General features: G+C 44.1%; 20 protein-coding genes, 1 tRNA gene and 1 other RNA gene. 12 read left to right on the plus strand and 10 right to left on the minus strand.

Features of this window, described 5'->3' with window-relative positions; all coding sequences use genetic code 11:
• Positions 1-68: 68 nt before the first annotated feature.
• The 6 genes from ACFOEK_RS02655 to ACFOEK_RS02680 form a co-directional block, all read right to left on the minus strand.
• Positions 69-1,007 carry a sensor domain-containing diguanylate cyclase gene (locus ACFOEK_RS02655; RefSeq protein WP_386715767.1) on the minus strand — a complete coding sequence of 313 codons (939 nt, stop codon included), beginning with the start codon at positions 1,005-1,007 and terminating at the stop codon, positions 69-71.
• A gap of 101 nt (positions 1,008-1,108) precedes the next feature.
• A complete protein-coding gene (locus tag ACFOEK_RS02660) occupies positions 1,109-2,077 on the minus strand; it encodes an ABC transporter substrate-binding protein (protein ID WP_386715770.1) in 969 nt (322 codons plus the stop codon).
• Positions 2,078-2,148: 71 nt separating this feature from the next.
• Entirely contained in the window at positions 2,149-2,901 is a 753-nt protein-coding gene (locus tag ACFOEK_RS02665) for a substrate-binding periplasmic protein (protein ID WP_386715773.1), read from the minus strand.
• Positions 2,902-3,348: 447 nt separating this feature from the next.
• Positions 3,349-4,086: a substrate-binding periplasmic protein gene (locus ACFOEK_RS02670; protein ID WP_386715775.1), complete on the minus strand. Its 738-nt coding sequence runs from the start codon at positions 4,084-4,086 to the stop codon at positions 3,349-3,351.
• Positions 4,087-4,309: 223 nt separating this feature from the next.
• Positions 4,310-4,498 carry a hypothetical protein gene (locus tag ACFOEK_RS02675; protein ID WP_386715778.1) on the minus strand — a complete coding sequence of 63 codons (189 nt, stop codon included), beginning with the start codon at positions 4,496-4,498 and terminating at the stop codon, positions 4,310-4,312.
• A 100-nt stretch (positions 4,499-4,598) separates the two neighbouring features.
• Positions 4,599-5,099, minus strand: coding sequence for a hypothetical protein (locus ACFOEK_RS02680; RefSeq protein ID WP_386715781.1), 501 nt, complete (start codon positions 5,097-5,099; stop codon positions 4,599-4,601).
• A 202-nt stretch (positions 5,100-5,301) separates the two neighbouring features.
• Here ACFOEK_RS02680 and nhaR point away from each other — a divergent pair, with 202 nt between their 5' ends.
• The 10 genes from nhaR (at position 5,302) to ACFOEK_RS02730 (ending at position 14,436) form a co-directional block, all read left to right on the plus strand.
• A complete protein-coding gene (gene nhaR, locus ACFOEK_RS02685) occupies positions 5,302-6,210 on the plus strand; it encodes a transcriptional activator NhaR (RefSeq protein WP_386715784.1) in 909 nt (302 codons plus the stop codon).
• Positions 6,211-7,001: 791 nt separating this feature from the next.
• On the plus strand, positions 7,002-7,478 hold the full coding sequence (locus tag ACFOEK_RS02690; protein WP_386715787.1) for a Na+/H+ antiporter subunit E: 477 nt from the start codon (positions 7,002-7,004) through the stop codon (positions 7,476-7,478).
• Positions 7,475-7,741 (plus strand): monovalent cation/H+ antiporter complex subunit F, encoded by a 267-nt coding sequence (locus ACFOEK_RS02695; protein ID WP_386715790.1) that lies wholly within the window; start codon positions 7,475-7,477, stop codon positions 7,739-7,741. Before ACFOEK_RS02690 ends, ACFOEK_RS02695 begins: the two co-directional genes overlap by 4 nt.
• Positions 7,742-7,764: 23 nt before the next feature.
• On the plus strand, positions 7,765-8,094 hold the full coding sequence (mnhG, locus tag ACFOEK_RS02700; protein WP_386715793.1) for a monovalent cation/H(+) antiporter subunit G: 330 nt from the start codon (positions 7,765-7,767) through the stop codon (positions 8,092-8,094).
• On the plus strand, positions 8,094-9,074 hold the full coding sequence (locus ACFOEK_RS02705) for a DUF4040 domain-containing protein (protein ID WP_386715796.1): 981 nt from the start codon (positions 8,094-8,096) through the stop codon (positions 9,072-9,074). Before mnhG ends, ACFOEK_RS02705 begins: the two co-directional genes overlap by 1 nt.
• Complete coding sequence (locus ACFOEK_RS02710; RefSeq protein WP_386715799.1) at positions 9,071-9,427, plus strand: cation:proton antiporter subunit C; 357 nt, start codon at positions 9,071-9,073, stop codon at positions 9,425-9,427. The genes ACFOEK_RS02705 and ACFOEK_RS02710 overlap by 4 nt, the downstream gene beginning before the upstream one ends.
• Positions 9,427-10,947, plus strand: a complete 1,521-nt coding sequence (locus ACFOEK_RS02715; RefSeq protein WP_386715802.1) for a monovalent cation/H+ antiporter subunit D family protein — start codon at positions 9,427-9,429, stop codon at positions 10,945-10,947. Before ACFOEK_RS02710 ends, ACFOEK_RS02715 begins: the two co-directional genes overlap by 1 nt.
• Positions 10,944-12,476, plus strand: coding sequence for a monovalent cation/H+ antiporter subunit D family protein (locus ACFOEK_RS02720; RefSeq protein ID WP_386715805.1), 1,533 nt, complete (start codon positions 10,944-10,946; stop codon positions 12,474-12,476). Before ACFOEK_RS02715 ends, ACFOEK_RS02720 begins: the two co-directional genes overlap by 4 nt.
• The gene (locus ACFOEK_RS02725; RefSeq protein WP_386715808.1) at positions 12,477-12,731 is read left to right on the plus strand and encodes a hypothetical protein; all 255 of its coding nucleotides are present in this window, start codon (positions 12,477-12,479) and stop codon (positions 12,729-12,731) included.
• A complete protein-coding gene (locus ACFOEK_RS02730; RefSeq protein ID WP_386715811.1) occupies positions 12,724-14,436 on the plus strand; it encodes a Na(+)/H(+) antiporter subunit D in 1,713 nt (570 codons plus the stop codon). The genes ACFOEK_RS02725 and ACFOEK_RS02730 overlap by 8 nt, the downstream gene beginning before the upstream one ends.
• Before the next feature lie 92 nt (positions 14,437-14,528).
• On the opposite strand, the gene ACFOEK_RS02735 is transcribed toward ACFOEK_RS02730, so the two are convergent.
• From ACFOEK_RS02735 to ACFOEK_RS02745, 3 genes are all read right to left on the minus strand, one after another.
• Positions 14,529-14,656: non-coding RNA, RtT sRNA (locus ACFOEK_RS02735), on the minus strand.
• Between the two features lie 43 nt (positions 14,657-14,699).
• A tRNA-Ser gene (locus ACFOEK_RS02740) sits at positions 14,700-14,787 on the minus strand.
• Between the two features lie 203 nt (positions 14,788-14,990).
• Entirely contained in the window at positions 14,991-15,560 is a 570-nt protein-coding gene (locus ACFOEK_RS02745; protein WP_386715814.1) for a nitroreductase family protein, read from the minus strand.
• 296 nt (positions 15,561-15,856) lie between these two features.
• On the opposite strand from ACFOEK_RS02745, the gene ACFOEK_RS02750 reads away from it, so the two are divergent.
• Both ACFOEK_RS02750 and ACFOEK_RS02755 read left to right on the plus strand, forming a co-directional pair.
• A complete protein-coding gene (locus ACFOEK_RS02750; protein WP_386715817.1) occupies positions 15,857-16,168 on the plus strand; it encodes an Mpo1-like protein in 312 nt (103 codons plus the stop codon).
• 15 nt (positions 16,169-16,183) lie between these two features.
• On the plus strand, positions 16,184-17,695 hold the full coding sequence (locus ACFOEK_RS02755; protein ID WP_386715820.1) for an adenylate/guanylate cyclase domain-containing protein: 1,512 nt from the start codon (positions 16,184-16,186) through the stop codon (positions 17,693-17,695).
• On the opposite strand, the gene queF is transcribed toward ACFOEK_RS02755, so the two are convergent.
• Positions 17,625-18,458, minus strand: coding sequence for an NADPH-dependent 7-cyano-7-deazaguanine reductase QueF (gene queF / locus ACFOEK_RS02760; protein WP_386715823.1), 834 nt, complete (start codon positions 18,456-18,458; stop codon positions 17,625-17,627). The genes ACFOEK_RS02755 and queF overlap by 71 nt on opposite strands.
• Positions 18,459-18,470: the final 12 nt, after the last annotated feature.

An 18,470-nucleotide genomic window follows, 5' to 3' on the forward strand; every position in this document is an offset into this window, starting at 1 on the left:
GAAAATACGAGAGCTACATTACAAGACCTTGTATTCAGATAATGTGTACAACAATCCTTGGCATAGGATTAAAACGGGGAAAACTCAATGACCTGATTACGGCCATTGCCTTTTGCTTGGTAGAGGGCTGAGTCTGCTCTGGCCAGTAGTTCTTTGATGCCCCTATCCGTGTCGATCAGATAGCTGATGCCGACGGAAACGGTAATGTTAATGGTTTGATTTAAATGAATCAGAGGAAAAGCATGTTTCTCTACATGGGATCGAATTCGCTCAGCAATACTATGCGCCGCGGCTCTATCAGACATTGGCAATAACACAGCAAATTCCTCACCACCTATACGGCAGAGAGAATCGCTTTGGCGAAGCAAGGTGCCGCATAGTCGAGCAAACTCTCTTAGTACATCATCGCCACCTTCATGCCCATAGTTATCATTAATACTTTTGAAAAAATCGATATCCAGAGCCAAAAGAGATAAAGACTGACGATAACGGATAGCACGTTCAATTTCTTGTACAGACAAAAGATCAAATGCCCGACGATTATTGACTCCAGTAAGTTGATCCGTATTGGCAAGATGCTCAATTCTCTGATTCGCCTCTTCGAGGGACTTCTGAGTGTTTTTTAGATCGGTGATATCAACCCCAAAGGCGAGCATGTAGCCATTCTTGAGATTAATTCGTGTCATTTTGTACCAACGACCGTCTTTCATATCGCTTTCAAAATGACTAATCGGCGTCGATTGTTGAGTTTTTATCAGTTCGTCAAACCAAGTACTGAAATCATCAGCTTCAATGTTAACGCCTGAATTTGAGTTCCAGGCGATTTCCAATAACTCTTTATGATTCTTGCCTATTGCCTCTTCTTTAGAGACGCCAAAAGTACTGGCGAAGGTATCATTGCAGTACACCACGTTACGATCTGAATTGAGAATTCCAAAGCTGTCCGGTACTGAATCCAGTACTTCCCGAAACAAAAACTCTAAGGTCATTTCCGGTTGCTTGGCCATCAGCAAACACCTGCAAGAAGTTGTCTTTGTATCTGCTGAAGTATAGATAACTCTTTCGAATTAAGAGGGAAGATTTAAAGGCTCTCGGGTAAGCTAACCCCCTAATCACAAACCTTTAACCAAGCCTGCCATCGCTCAGTATTAGCCGTCATCCAGAGTGACGCAGCACGTTCAACAGTGTGGCCTTGAATATCGACCCGATAGGCCGCTTCAGATAAATCTTTGGTATTGAATTGAATGGCTTTAACGATCTGTGCGGAACAAGGAGAACGAGAATAAAACTGTCGAGATATGGTCTTTTTCAACCAACCATTTGCAGGGTTGCCACAATCCCAAAGGTATTCTTGATTTACTCCCCACTTGGGATCCGTCTCACATGCGGGGTCATAGATGGGGAACTGCACAAACTCCCCTTCATAAATAACATCAACCCAGTTAGGTGACCAATTAAAGATCAACACTGGCTGTTGCGCTTTCATCGCCTGGTGAATTTTTTCATTCAATGCGTTTCCGTCAGGTAACTCAACGACGGTGTAGTTTAATCTCAAAGCTCGTATTTTGACCCTATCAGGCTTTTCCCAAGGCCCGGCGTAATACACACCTTTACCTTTAGAATTGTCAGTCGCAAAGAGCTCCTCACAATCATTCAACGCTTCCCAATGAGGTAATCCAGGGCACAAGATAGAAACAAATGAAGGATACCACCACTCTTCGCGCGTTCTGACATCATGGTTACCAGCATCGAGCAAACGACCTTGCGCCACCAGCTCATTAAACCGTTTCGCCATGGTGCCTTCCCAGACTTCCATTTGAACATCAGCTTCACCACTGTTTAACAGAAACCACTGCCCTTTGGATTCGCTATCAAGGTACGTCACAGACATACCTTTTTCTTTTAAAATGTTTCCTGTGATTTGAGTGATGACCTGCTGGCTCGTCCAATCCAGACGAAGCAAAGTCACAGACTCACGTTCTGAAACTGACTTCTCCTTCGTATCCAAGGTTTGCCCTAGAGATACAACAGGAAAAATCAGTAATAATCCAACAACCAAAGTTAAACAGATGTTCATAGATTATCCCTATTCAAGGTAATCAGACCTGTTTTATCACTCACCCAAATCTTTCATTAGAAACCAAAAGATTATTGAACGTATTGAGAGCTGATAGCATCAGCTTCTCCGTTATTTTTAATGAACTCATAAGCGTTATTAAGCTCATTGACAATCTTAGTCTCCGTTTCAATATTAACTGCCAAATATAACGGCGTAGACTTGAATACTAAGACTTTTGCAAGGTCTTCAATATCTTCCGACTCTGAGGCCAGATAAGGGCCTGACAAACCATCAGTAATCCAAAGATCAATCTGATCCAACATCAGTTTTCGAGGGTTCAGCGCATCGTTATCAATGGTTACTACATTAAACCCTTGCTCAATCAAGTAATCGCTGAGTACATCACCTTTATAACCACCAATACGGTATTCCTTCGCTTCTTCCAGTGACTTCAATTTAATTGATGATCCTGGTTTAGCAAACAATGTCCATTCAATTTCTGTTAAAGGTCCTACCCAATGAAAATAAGGTTTTCTCTCATCTGTCTGTGCCGTACAAAAGATCCCATGATTAGGTCGCTTCTGAGCACGGCTTAGCCCTGTAGCCCACGGTCTTAACTTTAATGAAAAATCCACATCTGAATGCTTTAGCATGGCTTTCACCAACTCAGTACAAAGCCCTGAAATATCGTCTGCTTTATGGGCGAAAGGTTTACCAGAATTAGACATATTGTAAGGTGGGTAATTCTCTGTATAGAGCCTGAGTTTTTCTTCCCCGACTGAAACAGAAGAAAAGAACGCCAATATCAGAGCAATGAACCCAACTTGAAATTTAACTTGCATGTAACACCTCGTTGTCCGTAACTACCTACGATGGATTAGCCGAACGCATTAAATAGTTTGTTGATTCCAGTGTAGTTAATGATCAGATAATGATTAACTCACTGCCTCTTTATATAGTTGTTCACACAACGCCATCTCCAATATCCACCCGCGCTGGCCTAAGAAACTACTGCTGATTTCAATCCCGAAATCAAATCTCTTATTCATGTTTGTAAGCAATTCTTACAAAAAACACCTACAAAATGAGTCAGCAGACACAAAAGAACCGCATTGATTACTCAATGCGGTTCCAAAATTCTATCGATAGCGTGTCACAACATATAAAGGGCGCCAAAGATACAGATGCTCTTTCGCTTTTAATAAGATCTTTATTGTTACAAATTATTAAAGTGAGACATACTTTAAGTTTTTAGCGCCAACCTGACTTCTAGTTTGGTTAGAATCTCTTTAGTTAACGTATTTTTTTAGAATCGCTTCATACTGACCTGATTCCTTCAATTGCTTTAAACCTTTATTGAAATCATCTCTGTGCTGCTGACGTCGAAAACCGACCTTGTAGTGACTTGGTTCGAATATTTCATGAATGGTTACGTCAGAATCGGTTTTAACTTTTTGCTCAGCGGCTCGGAAATATTTAAAAATATTGATGTCCATCACCACGCTTTCGACGCGTTCCGCGAACAGCATGGTTATTTGCTTACTTTGCTTGGCCTTTTCACTGTAACGCTTATTTGACGATGCCATATTAGCAAACTGACCACCGAGATATTTTGTTGCATCCTGAAACGCAATCACTGAACGACTCGAAAGATCCGCTACTGAATTGATTGGAAACTTATTGACCGCGAGCGACACCGCCACATTTTGATAAGTAATATGAGAATCCGAATAATGAACATTATTTAAGCCGGATGATTCAGTTACAGTCAGAGCTGCATCAGAAGCCCCCTCCTCGACCGATTTAGGAACCCGCCCGAACGGCAAATACACGGGTTCTGAAGTATGTCCGGATAGCCTTAGTGCTTCTCTGACAATGTCCAATTCCATACCTGAATCATTATCAGCAATCACATACGGTGGTAACGCCAAACCAACCGCAAGTTTCAAGTGATCAGCAAAAAGTGACGAGGAGAACAAGGAAATTAGAAGGGTTACAACGGAAGGCAAAAATAATGATCGAGTCATCTTTCTCAATACTCCAAATTAACGCCGTCCCTCATGGCACTTCGGAAAGATCCATCAAAATCGAGTATAGATTGCTATTTTTGCCTCTGCCATTTTGAGTTATCGCTTAAGGCATGTATAGACATTATCTGAAAGTACAGCTCACTTTCATCAACACAACAAAAAAATGCGCTTCACTTAGAAAACCAAGCACACTAAAACAAACCTTGTTACCTACAAACAATCAATCAGCACTTTTACCTTCAAGCTTGGCTTCAAGTTTTTCCAGAATGTTCTGTAATTTTGTTAATTCGTGCTCTCGTTGATTGGCAAGCTCACGGGTATTTGAAACCAACAAATCCAACTGATCTGCCGTCGCATGCCCATTAGCCGCAGCTTTTTCAATTTCTTCAAGGCTCATTAACTGCTTCATAACACTACCCAGCGGTGGCTGTAGAATCCTCTTTAATTATGGTTGTTATCCTAGAAAAAGGAAGGAATATGAAGGTCAGGGAAGAAGGAAAGACGATGAATTAGCTCGCTAATTCTATAAACAAAGCAATCAACGCTCCGCCGAAGAAAAGCCAAGCACTGATCGTCAGTTCACTGTAAGCGTGGCTGAGATTTGTCTGCTTAGCATTAGCCAACTGCTCAAGAGCTTCTATAACAGACAAATACGCTTCAGCCATAGTGTCCTTTTGTGCATCCTCACTGCTAATAAGTAATTGATGAATGGCCTTGATGTCTGATTGTTTTGAGTCCATCCCTAACTTAAATGCAAGAATTGCGTGCCCCCAAGCACACACCAAACAAAACACGGTAAACAGATAAAACGCCAGAAAACCCCAAGCCAATGGACTAACAGGGTGAAAGATACTTTCTCGTTCAAGGTATCCCACAAATACGACAGAAAGAATCAGGAAGGTAAGGAAAACCACCGACTGAAAACTTCTGGTATCCAGCTCGGAAATTCTTCCCTGCTCCTCAGAGTATTTATCTCTTAAACAATCAGAAATATTGATATCTAACCTCACCAGAAAGAATCTAAAAAGAAAGAAGCCTATGCCACGTCTACACAAGGGTTCTTATCATTAAAACTAGCATAGCCAACTATAAGCAAAAGATTGCATACTCTGTTATCTTCGAGTTTTCCGTCGAATACCTACCTAAATCCTCGTATATATCTTACTATTACTTACCGTTAATCTTAGGAAATGAATCCAGCTAGGAGGCTTTATGCAACACCTTAACTACAACCATTTATTGTATTTTTGGACCGTAGCCAAAGAAGGTAGCATTGCAAAAGCCGCAGACTCCTTACATCTCACCCCACAAACCATTAGTGGTCAGCTGAAAACATTTGAAGAAAGCATTGGCGAGCCACTCTTTCAACGAGCAGGTAGAGGTTTGCTCATTACGGAAATGGGTCGTGTTGTTGAACAATATGCGAATGAAATATTCAGCTTGGGGTCAGAACTGACACAGAAAGTCAAAAGTAAACAACCCGGTACTCAAACAATCTTCAACGTGGGTATCGTTAATTCAATCCCCAAACTAATCGCTTATAAAGTACTTGAACCAGCCCTACAACTAGATGAGCCTATTAAGATTATATGTAAAGAAGGCGATCTGGATGATCTCTTAGGAGACCTCGCCGTTCACAAGTTAGATCTTGTGTTATCAGACCGAAGCATTTCCACTGAACTTAACGTCAAAGCTTATAGCCATGAATTAGGTTCAAGCGAACTCTCGTTTTTTGGTACAGAGCAATTACGAAAAGAATACAGCGGTGCTTTTCCGAAGTGTTTAGATGGTGCTCCGGTATTGCTACCTATGAATAATCATGCGTTGCGACGCAGACTAGATGATTGGTTCGATCAAGAAGGTATCACACCACGAGTTATCGCGGAGTTTGATGACAGTGCTTTGTTAAAGGTATTTGGCGAAGGAGGTACTGGATTCTTCCCTGCCCCAACAGCCATGAAACCGCAGATTGAAGCTATGTATCAAGTGAAAGCCATCGACAAGATAAACAACGTCAACGAACACTTTTTCCTTATATCACCCGAACGAAAAATTAAACATCCTGCTGTGGTTGCTATCACCGAAACAGCTTTATTTTCCCTACCATCAATAATCCAATAGAAGACTCACTTACCCAACCATATAAACTGGTTAGACCTCTCCCAACACACCAACCATCAGATTTTTCCGAACTATCCATCTAAAATTATCGAATTTTCTTTAAAACAAACGTGAGATTTAATCGTTTGATAAGTTTTCTATGATCCTATCAACACTGATACGTGCGCTGTACCAGCCTCCTTTGATGCTCAGTCTCAGCCTTCGTAACAATCACACAGCAGTGTTGAAAACAATTATTTATGAAGTAATGAAATCAATATTCATGAGAAACCGACAACAATAATTAAGGGTTTTAAGAATGAAAGATCAGCTACATAACATAATGAAATCGTTACTCACAGCTATACTATTAGCGTTCTCACTAACCTCCTTCGCTACAGAAACAAAGAACACTCAAACATCTGATGTCATATGTTCCAACGAACCAAACAATCCAAAGCTCTGCGCTCAATACGTCAGGGGTTACTTGGATGCATTACAGCAAATACATAACCATAAACAAGAGTTAGACTCGTCTTCATTTGAAGAACGCGCTTTCAGAACACGAGTGGGGATAACCAACAGAACGCTCCCAGCCACAGCCAGTCTCGATGTATGTCTACCGAGCGAAATCAGCGACAGTGAATTGAATAAAATTTTAACATCAAGGAGCAAAGAACTGCCGATGGAAATCGCAGTTCTCAAAGTAATTCAAGCTAAATACCCATGCTAACGAGGGTAAAAGCTACAATGAAAATAACTCTGACTTGCTCTATGTTCAAAGAAGGATCAATAAAAGAGATGGAGTATTAATGCATTTAGGCAAATGGGCTACGTTACTTTCTGTATTCTGGTTGTTGCTCTCTGGCTACATCCAGCCTTTACTGCTTACTTTTGGTGTCATTTCGGTTTTTATCGTACTTGTGGTTTTAAAACGAATGGATGCCGTTGATCAGGAGCCCAAATACGCGGGAGCAGGTTATCAAACCATTCGCTATTTCACTTGGCTGTTAGGTCAGATAGCCCTCTCTAGCCTCCATGTCACCAAACTGATTTGGGGATCGTCTAAGCAAGTATCCCCAGCCCTAGCCAAGATACCCGTTGCAAATATCCCGCCTAAACATCGCGTTCTTTATGCCAACTCAATCACCCTAACCCCTGGCACTCTCAGTGTCGATCTTAAAGACGGAGAAATCACGGTTCATGCGTTGCAGGAGTCATCCATAGAAGAGCTTAAGCAGGGACAAATGGAAAAGAAAATTACGGAAATTTGGGGCAAAAATAAATGACAGAACTTCTAGCCGCGGTCTGCATTGCTATTCTGGTCGTAATGGCACTGGCTCTGGCCAGAGCGTTTAAAGCACCCACCGTCTATGACCGTATTCTCGGCGTCAATATGTTCGGCACCAAAACCGTACTCTTTATTGCCGCAGTAGGCTTTCTGATGGGACGCCCAGACTTTCTGGACATCGCCATTGTGTATGCACTTATTAATTTTATCGGGATGGTCGCGGTTCTTAGGTTCTTTGAATACACCGCACCTATTGAATAGCTCATTAATTGTATTGGATAAATATGTTTGTCTTAGACATAGTTAGTAGCATCTTGCTTGTGGCGGGTGTATTTTTTGGATTGAGCGGCGCCATCGGGCTTTTTAAGTTTCCTGACTTTTTTACTCGTGTGCATGCGTCCAGCGTCACGGATTCAATCGCAGCGATATTGATCATCGGCGGCCTTATGTTGCAAACCGCTTTCGACCTCAATACTGCAAAGCTCTTATTTATCCTGATCTTTCTTATGATCACCAGCCCCACGGCCTCTCATGCACTAGCCAAATCAGCCAGACATGGTGGCCTGTTAACACTGGCGGAAAAAAGTAAGACGCAACAGGAGCATACACACTGATGGCAGAACTTATTGATCTGGTATTGTTGGCGATGCTCGCACTTACCGCTTTAAGAGTTATCTTCCTTAAAGATTTATTTGCTGTTGTTATGCTGTTTGGTATCTACAGTTTCCTGTCTGCATTGATCTTTGTAAGTTTGGACGCTGTTGATGTCGCCTTTACTGAAGCCGCTGTTGGTGCAGGTATATCAACGGTATTAATGCTCGGCACACTGGCCTTAACAGGTCGAAAAGAGAAAGAAAGTAAGCACTCATCAGTCCTCCCCCTTATCGTGGTTCTTGTCACTGGCGCAGCCTTAATTTATGGCACGCTAGACATGCCTCCCTTTGGCAATCCGGATAACCCGATCCACCAACATGTGGCCCCTCGCTATATTGAAGAGTCGCCAAAAGAAGTCGGATTACCCAATATGGTGACGTCCGTATTAGCCAGTTATCGCGGCTTCGACACCTTTGGGGAAACAGTGGTGGTGTTCTCTGCAGCGATTGGTGTCATTGCGTTGCTCGGCATCAGAAGACGAGAAGAAGATGAAGCTCCAGAATCCGGGTTCAAAGCACATCGCGTACTCCGTAATGTCGCTAAGCTGATTATCCCGTTGGTGATTCTTTTTGCATTGTACGTACAGTTTCATGGGGACTTTGGGCCGGGCGGTGGTTTCCAAGCAGGAGTTATTGCCGCAGCAGCCTTCATTCTCTATGCCTTGGTATTTGGATTACCCCATTCCTACGCCGTTATTGGGCCGAAGTTTTTACAGGTATTGGCTCCGCTCGGTGTTCTACTATACGCCAGCGTCGGCCTCTATAGTATGCTCAACGGCGGCCACTTCCTCGACTACAACAAGCTCGCCACAGACCCAGTTGCGGGCCAACATTACGGCATCATTATCATTGAGTTAGGTGTTGGAATTACCGTTTTCGCGGTGATGCTGAGTTTATTTTATGCCTTTGCCAGTCAGATAGAGAGGTCAAACGTCCAGTGAGCTTCATCCTCGATTATTACAACTACTGGATCGTCGTATTTCTAATGATGACCGGTTTTTACATTGTGATTTCAGCTAACAACTTGGTTAAAAAAGTCGTTGGCCTGAACATCTTCCAAACCTCCGTATTTATGCTTTATATCTCAATGGGCAAAGTCACCGGAGGAACAGCGCCGATCGTCACCGAAGGCGTCACGCTGTATTCAAACCCCTTGCCCCATGTTTTGATTCTCACCGCGATTGTGGTCGGAGTCGCCACGACAGCGGTTGGGCTTTCTTTAATTGTTCGTATTAAACGAGCCTATGGCACTGTTGAAGAGAACGAATTTGAAAACAAGGACGATGCCATCTAATGCTTGAACAACACTTAGCTGCGCTTCCTATTATTTTGCCGCTGATTGCAGCACCTATTGCACTACTATTGAGTCGATCATCTCTTTCCTGGTTATTCAGCACCTTGGTCAGTGGCTTAGCCTGTTTTCTGTCTTGGCAGTTACTGGCTACAACCTTATCCGAGGGCGTATTGAGTTACGCCGTTGGCGGATGGGCTCCGCCGTGGGGCATCGAGTTACGAGTTGACACTGCCAATGCCTTCGTCTTGCTCGCGGTCACAGCGGTATCCACCCTTGTTCTGCTCTACTCGAAAGACAGCATTGAAAAAGAAATCGACCAATCAACGCATTGCCTGTACTACACCGCTCATCTTCTTTGCCTGGCAGGCCTTACCGGCATTCTGGTAACAGGCGACGCCTTTAATCTCTTTGTCTTCCTAGAAATCTCCTCGTTAGCAACGTACACCCTGGTTAGCTTGGCGTCAGATCGACGCTGTTTGACCGCCGCCTTCCGCTATCTGGTCATGGGAACCATTGGTGCCACCTTTATTTTGATTGGTGTCGGAATGTTGTATATGAAGACCGGCACCCTCAACATACTTGACCTGGCGACGCGCATCCATTTTTACGAAAGCAGCCGTACCATCAACACCGGCTTGGCCTTTATTATGGTCGGTGTAAGCATCAAGCTTGCCCTATTCCCTCTACATATGTGGCTTCCTCCGGCTTATACCCATGCGCCATCTGCTGTTACCGCTTTCTTAGCCAGTACCGCGACTAAGGTAGCTGTCTACGTGATGATTCGCTTTATCTTCACCGTGTTTGGTGCGGATCATGTGTTTAATGAAATGGGCATGGATTTGATATTGATGGCGTTAGCCATCGTTGCCATCTTCAAATGTTCTTATATGGCAACGGTTCAAAGTAATGTGAAGACCGTATTGGCCTACAGCAGCGTGGCTCAAATTGGCTATATGATTTTGGGGATTAGTCTCGTCAGTGTCACTGGCCTTATGGCCGGACTCATACATATCTTTAACCACGCACTGATGAAAGGTGCCTTGTTTATGGCGGTCGGTGCCGTGTTTTATCGAGTGGGTTCAGTGGACATTAAAGCGTTCAGAGGGCTTGGGAAACACATGCCACTGACCATGGCTGCGTTTACCATAGCAGGCCTTAGCATCATAGGTGTGCCACTGACTGTTGGCTTTGTCAGCAAGTGGTATTTGGTCACTGCCGCCTTAGAGCAAAACCATTGGATCATTGCAGCCTTGGTGTTGGCAGGCTCGTTACTCGCAGTCGTGTATATTGGTCGCATCGTAGAAGCGGCGTACTTCCAGAAGCTTCCCGATTCGACAGACCCATCGACAGTCAAAGAAGTTCCTTGGTTAATGCTTGCGCCTATGTGGGCACTGGTCTTAGCGAACATCTATTTCGGCATTGATACCAGCCTCACCACAGAAGCCGCAAACAATGCCTCTGAATGGTTGTTCCAGAATGGCAACCTCCCGAACAATAACGAACCGGAGGTGTCGCTATGAACCTCTGGCAAAGCGTTGATCCATCGCAATTAATTTCCTTATCTATTTTAGTGCCGTTCATTGGCGCCCTGCTTGTTCTAGCAACGGGCAAGAACCCTAATTTAAGAGAAGGTGTCACTCTCACGACGGCCACCGTGCTGTTTACGATTGTCTTGGCGATCACTGATTATACATTCCAGGAAACAGTGCTGCGTTTGGACATCATTGAGCTCTTCCCTGGGCTTGGAATCAGTTTTGAGGTCGAACCTTTAGGTGTGCTTTTCGCCTTGGTTGCAAGCTTTCTGTGGATCATCACCAGCATCTACGCCATTGGCTATATGCGAGGTCACAACGAACAAAATCAAACACGCTTCTTCTGTTGCTTCGCACTGGCCATCAGTTCCGTCATGGCCATTTGCTTCTCGGGCAATCTACTTACACTCTTCATCTTCTATGAAGTTTTAACACTTTCCACCTACCCGCTGGTTACTCATGCGGGAACTGAGGCCGCGAAACAAGGCGGTCGAACCTATCTCGGCATTTTGCTCAGTACTTCCATCGCATTTCTGCTCTTCGCTGTTCTGGGCACCTACAGTGTAACCGGAACCTTGGATTTCCAAGCCGGTGGTATTTTTAACGACAATGACAACAAAACTGCACTCGGCGTTTTACTTGTTTTGTTCTGTTACGGAATCGGTAAAGCCGCGATCATGCCATTTCATCGCTGGCTACCAGCAGCAATGGTTGCACCAACACCTGTCAGTGCCTTGTTACACGCGGTCGCCGTAGTAAAAGCCGGTGTATTCAGCATCTTAAAGGTCGTGATTTATATCTTTGGTTTGGAGACGCTCACTGATCTCTCCACTACCGACATCATGCTCTATATAGGCGCAGCGACCATACTGCTCTCTTCTTGCATAGCTATGACCAAAGATAACTTAAAAGCACGATTAGCCTACTCCACCGTCAGCCAACTTAGTTACATTGTGGTGGGTGCCTTATTGGCGTCCTCGGTCGCTGCGGCAGGAGCGGCACTACATATCGCAACCCATGCGGTTGGAAAGATTACTCTGTTCTTCTGTGCAGGTGCCATCATGGTCGCCAGTCATAAGAAGAACATTAGCGACATGGTTGGTTTAGGTAGGCAAATGCCTCTCACGATGGCGGCATTTGCAATCGGGGCAATCAGCATTATCGGTCTCCCGCCAATGGCAGGTACTTGGAGTAAGTGGTACCTCACCATCGGTGCTCTGGAGGCAGATAAACTAATCATTGTGGCGGTACTGATGATTAGCTCGTTACTGAATATTGCTTATTTACTGCCTATTCCAATCAAAGCCTTCTTTGCTTCTTCAAGTAATATTTCCGGCGAAACAGCAGAAGAAGCAAAGCCATGGAGCTGGTCAGAGACCAAAGAAGCGCCTTTACCAATACTGATTGCCTTAACCGTTACTTCTATCGGTTGCTTGGCCTTGTTTTTCTATCCTCAGCCTTTAATCGATCTTATTAATTTGATTCCCGGCGTTTCAACAAGCATGGGGGAAAACTAAATGTCTGATCATCATGATTCGGATGGCTGGTTTGATAAGCCAGCAAACGTCAGCAAGATGTTAAAAGTGTTTTATGTGATCTGTGCCTTGTTAGTGATCGCAGACTTCATCGTACATCGTCATATTTATCACAGCTGGGAAAACGTCCCTGCGTTTTACGCCATTTATGGTTTTGTAGGCTGTTCAATTTTGGTATTTATCGCGAAATGGATGCGTACCTTTTTAATGCGTGGGGAGAATTATTACGATGAGTAGTGTGATCCCGTTTCTTCCCTTAATGTTGGGTGCACTTGCTGCGTTATTTTTACGTGGCTGGACCCGTAACATCATTATGTTGGCGGCACCGGTTGTCGGTGCACTTAACTTGATGGGATTAGAGCACGGAGTGTTCTGGTCCCTGGAATTTATGGGCTATACCCTTGAGCCAGTGAAAATCGACAAACTGAGCCTAATGTTTGGTTATCTTTTCCACTTGGCGGCGTTGATTGCCATTATTTATGCACTGCATGTGAAAGATACGGTACAGCATGTAGCAGGCTTGGCTTATGCCGCAAGTGCAGTAGGAGCCGTGTTTGCAGGAGATCTATTAACACTGTTTGTGTTTTGGGAGCTTTTAGCGCTCACTTCCGTGTTCCTGATATGGGCGCGCCGAACTGATCGAGCTTACGCATCTGGGGTGCGTTATCTCATTATTCAAGTTTTATCTGGTGTGTTACTGCTGGCAGGCCTTTTAATCTTTGCCAAGGTAAATAACAGCCTGCTCTTTACTCATATTGGCCTAGAGCATGATGGCATTGCAGAGATTGGTGCATGGTTAATTTTCGCTGCCTTTGGTATTAAGTGCGCATTCCCATTCGTTCATAACTGGTTAACAGATTCGTATCCTGAGTCCACCCCATCAGGTACCATTTTCTTAGCATCTTTCACAACCAAAGTTGCGGTTTACGCCTTTGCTCGAGGCTTCCCTGGTGAAGAAATCCTAGTGTGGATTGGCGTGACAATGGCGTGCTTCCCAATCTTCTTCGCCGTAATTGAAAACGATCTACGTCGAGTTTTGGCCTACAGCCTGATTAACCAAATTGGCTTCATGATTGTGGGTATTGGTATTGGTACCGCCTTGGCGTTAAACGGAGCCGTGGCTCATGCCTTTAACGATGTCATCTTTAAAGGCTTATTGATGATGACCATGGGTGCAGTATTGCACATGACAGGAAAGATCAATGGCTCGGAGTTGGGCGGCTTGTATAAGAGCATGCCTAAGACCACCATACTGTGTATTGTGGGTGCAGCATCGATTTCAGCTTTCCCATTATTCAGCGGCTTCGTATCTAAATCTATGATTATGGCGGCTGCGGTAAAAGAAGGTTATGACTATGTATGGTTACTTCTATTGTTTGCTGCGGCGGGGGTATTTCACCACGCCGGCATTAAAATCCCGTATTTTGCATTCTTTGCTCATGACTCAGGGATTCGCACGACAGAACCACCGAAGAACATGCTCATTGCCATGATGATAGGTGCGGTAACGTGTGTGATATTAGGGACTTTCCCCGCACAAACGGTTTATGCCCTATTACCATGGGAACATAACTATCAGCCATACGATCTCACTCACGTACTGACTCAGCTTCAACTGTTGTTCTTCTCGGCCTTAGCCTTCGTATGGCTTAACTTACAAAAACTGTATCCGCCTGAATTGCCTTCAACTAACTTGGATGCCGATTGGTTCTACCGAAAACTCGCACCGACATTTGTAAAACGTGTTGGCTATACGATCTACAGTGCTTATGAGCGCTTCGAGAAATCCCTGATTAACTCAGGGAAGCAAATGATCAAACTCTCATATGATACAGAAGAAGGTCGCCCTAAAGGCTACTTTGCTCGGCTATGGCCAACAGAGACTATGGTAGTTTGGGTTGCTGTATTACTGACGGTCTATTTGGTGCTTTATTACATTTAGTCAGGCTCGAACCACGAGGGTTCTCATCCGCACCTCGTTCTTGCTTTCGGATACGAAAAAGCCTCGGTTTATGCCGAGGCTTTTTTATGTTCTGGTGGTGAGGGAGAGATTACTTCGCTCTTCGGGCCGTCGTCATACTCTTATTTAAAGAAAGCAACGCTGTCTCGCTTCGCTCGGCTCGAACCATGAGACTTCTCATCCGTACCTTTTTCGTGCTTCAGATACGAAAAAGCCCCGGCATAAACCGAGGCTTTTATTTGTTCTGGCGGTGAGGGAGGGATTCGAACCCTCGGTACGTTTCCGTACACACACTTTCCAGGCGTGCTCTTTCGACCACTCAGACACCTCACCATATTATATGTTACGAATTGCTCGAAAAGTTAAAGAGCATGCTCTTTATTCGCAGGCAAGCTGCTCACCCTTCGGGCCGTCGTCGTAAACTCCGACGTTCTCTCCGGCTAGCCTCCGAGTCGACCACTCAGACACCTCACCTTTTGAGGTGCGCTAAGTTATCGAATTCAAAGCGTAAAATCAATAGTCTTTGGGGAATATTGTCAGAAAGTTTTAACAAATTGTTCAAGATCGTCTAGTTTCGGAGTTTTAGGTGAGCAATCAGGCGTTCCAATATATAAATAACCGACGATCTCTTCATTGTCAGCTAAGTTAAGGCCTGCTTTTACTAATGGATGGTAAGCAAGTTCTCCCGTACGCCACATACAACCGAAGTCATGATCGTAGAGTGCAACAGACAGCCCATAAGCAGCACACGCCGCAGCCATGAGTTGTTCTTCTCTCGGAACCTTTGGATGCTCTTCAACTCGTCCGACCACCACAACGATCATAGGTGCTCGTTTTGGCATAGATAAAAGCTTTTGCTGCCTTACTTCCGAAACCTCTTCACCACGCTCTTTTACGGCATCAAAGTTTTCGGCATCCAAAAAAAGCTGACCTAACCGCTCTAACCCTTCCCCTTCAATTTGAATGAAGCGCCACGGCTTTAATCGACCATGATCAGGGGCCCGCATTGCAGCTCGATAACATGTTTCCATAACTTCTGAAGAAGGCGCTGGAGCACGTAACTTAGGAATAGATACTCGATTAATTAATAGCTTTGAGATTCTCATTGATATTGATGCCAAGTTAAAGATTCAAAGACCGAAAAGCTCTCATCAACTAACACAACGGAGATTGTTACTAATGGACGTTAGCTGGCAAAAAGCTCTTAGGATAAGTTGCATTTTATTACTCGAAAAAATTGCACCCCATTAGGCTAAGGGGTATATTCAGTAAATACATTTTTTAGACCTATGTCACATTTATGACAAAACCTGCAAATACGTTATGCGCTTTTTTGTCGTGCATTAGGTCAGCTAAAACAGTGTTTGATCCGGCCATCATTATAACGATAAAAGGTATTACCATGGCGACCAATCAAGAGTTCACTAGTTTTTCGGAGTTTTACCCATTCTATCTTGGTGAACACCAAAACCAAACCTGTCGCCGACTTCATGTGATTGGCAGTTTATCTGTTATTTGCTTGCTTCTGTACAGTCTTGCCAGCCAACAGTTTCTATTACTCTTTCTTCTACCCGTTCTTGGATATGGTTTCGCTTGGATCGGTCATTTCTTTTTTGAACACAATAAACCTGCCACCTTTAAATACCCACTTTATAGCTTCATAGGTGATTGGGTTATGCTTAAAGATGTTCTTACTGGTAAAATAAAGTTTTAATAAGGCTACGGATTAATGGCGTTAGATACCAACTCATCGAATCTAAAACACGTTACCACCATCGAACAGCTTTTTTCGAATGCTGACTATTACATCCGAACCATTGCCTATTTAGCCGGTGCTTTTGCTGTCACGGTTGGGATATTCAACGGACATTACTCTCAATCCGCTTGGTACATGGTCACCTTCGCCATAATTTACCCTCATATTCTTCACGCCATTCTTCAAAGTACAAACATCCAACGCACCTCCACTAGCCGCGCTATCGCATTACACATGGATGCGATTTATGGGGGATTCTGGATATTCTGGATGCAATTCTCAATTGCGCCGTCCATTCTTCTTGTAACCATGCTGTGCTTTGCTTTAATCGTTGCTGGAGGCATCAGGCTCCTCCTCTCCGGTAACGCAACCATGGTAGCCGTCTGCTTTATTTTGTCTTCCCTATTTGGCTTTAACTTTGTTCAACACGCACCAATGGTTGTAAGCGTTGCCTACAGCATTGGTACCTTGGTATTTCTCTCTGTCGCTGCGTATTACATTCATATGCAAGCAAACATGCTTTATAACGCGAAGCAAGAAATTGGATGCCAACAATCAAGAGCTAATGAACTGTCTTTAAAGATGTCGAAATACTTGGCCCCTCAAGTTTGGCAAACCATTTTCTCAGGCAAGAAAGACGTTACTCTGGAAACGCAACGTAAGAAGCTTGTGGTGTTCTTTTCTGATATTAAAGGCTTCACTCAACTTTCAGATGAACTTGAACCAGAAGTCCTGACAGAGCTTCTCAATCAATATCTTACTGATATGTGCGACATTGCTCTAAAACATGGCGGCACGATTGATAAATTTATCGGCGACAGTTTGATGATCTTCTTTGGAGATCCGACATCGGAAGGCACCAAAGCGGATGCTCAAAAATGTGTCGCCATGGCTATTGCTATGCGTAAACATATGAAAGTGCTTCAGCAGAAATGGCGTAGCCAAGGCATCAAAACACCGCTGCAAATTCGTATGGGAATTAACACAGGTTACTGTACGGTAGGTAATTTTGGTGCAGAGCAACGTATGGATTACACCATTGTCGGGAAAGAAGTAAACCTGGCAAGCCGACTTGAAAGCATGGCTGAGGCTGGAGAAATCCTGCTTTCTTACGAAACCTTCTCTTTAATTAAAGATACCGTAATGTGTCGAGACAAAGGAGAAATCCAGGTTAAAGGCTTTAGTCGCCCTCTTCCGATTTATCAGGTTGTTGGATTCCGTAAAGAACTGGGTTGCGAAAGTGGCTATATGGAACATCAGCTCGATGGCTTTTCAATGTACTTGGATGAAGAGAAGCTGCAGTCGAATGATAAATCCCGGGTATTGGCCGCACTTGAATCAGCAACGGCCAAGATACGTGAACAAATCGAGCTGGACAGTATCGGCCTAGATAATAACGATCCGTTCAAAGCGCTTATTGACGATGGAAACGATGTTTCAAGCACGCCGCCGGCAAATGTCCATTCATTGAACGGTAAGGGTTAATATCCAACCCTCCTCGACGAAGGTAACGAGCGTAAACAATCAATTCTTCCGCAGATGTTGCTTTTTTCAAATCCACAAAGGCTTGTTCCACGCATTGTTCATGAAACCCGGTATGCTGTCGGAAAGAAATGACATACTTAAGAAAGGCTTCTCGATCTAATTTGTTACCCGTATAGTGAACTACCAAGGTGCCCCAATCTGGCTGCCCAGTCACCGGGCAGTTTGAACGCAGCAAATGACTGTATAGAACTTCACTTACCTTTATTGACGAATCACTTTGCAACAATGACGCATCCGGCTCATACACATTGATTGCCACATCCAGATCATCCACACAAACTCCATCCACAGAGCTGCATTCGAATGTTTCACTGTTCACTGGATACAGAGCTACTTTAACTTCACCGCCAGCCGCTTCAGACAAGTCTTTTTCCATCGCCTGAAGAACCGAAGATTCAGATTCGAAAACCGTCTGATTAAACGAATTTAAATACAGTTTAAACGACTTCGATTCCACCAAATTCGGCGTCTTCGCGGGTAACGTAAACTCTGCTACGCGAACCACAGGTTTACCCTTCTCATTGAGCCAGGAAATTTCGTATCCAGTCCAAATATCAATACCATCAAATGGAAGATCTTCCGAATCTACCGGAATACGACTCCTACCTTCCTGACGACTGATCGGAAACAGCAATTCAGGGTTGTAATTAAACTCGTACTCAACCTCTTTGCCTAATGAAGAATCAACTTCCTTTCCGCCCATTACTACTACCCC

It is taken from the genome of Litoribrevibacter euphylliae (assembly GCF_042646085.1).
Taxonomy (GTDB): domain Bacteria; phylum Pseudomonadota; class Gammaproteobacteria; order Pseudomonadales; family Litoribrevibacteraceae; genus Litoribrevibacter; species Litoribrevibacter euphylliae.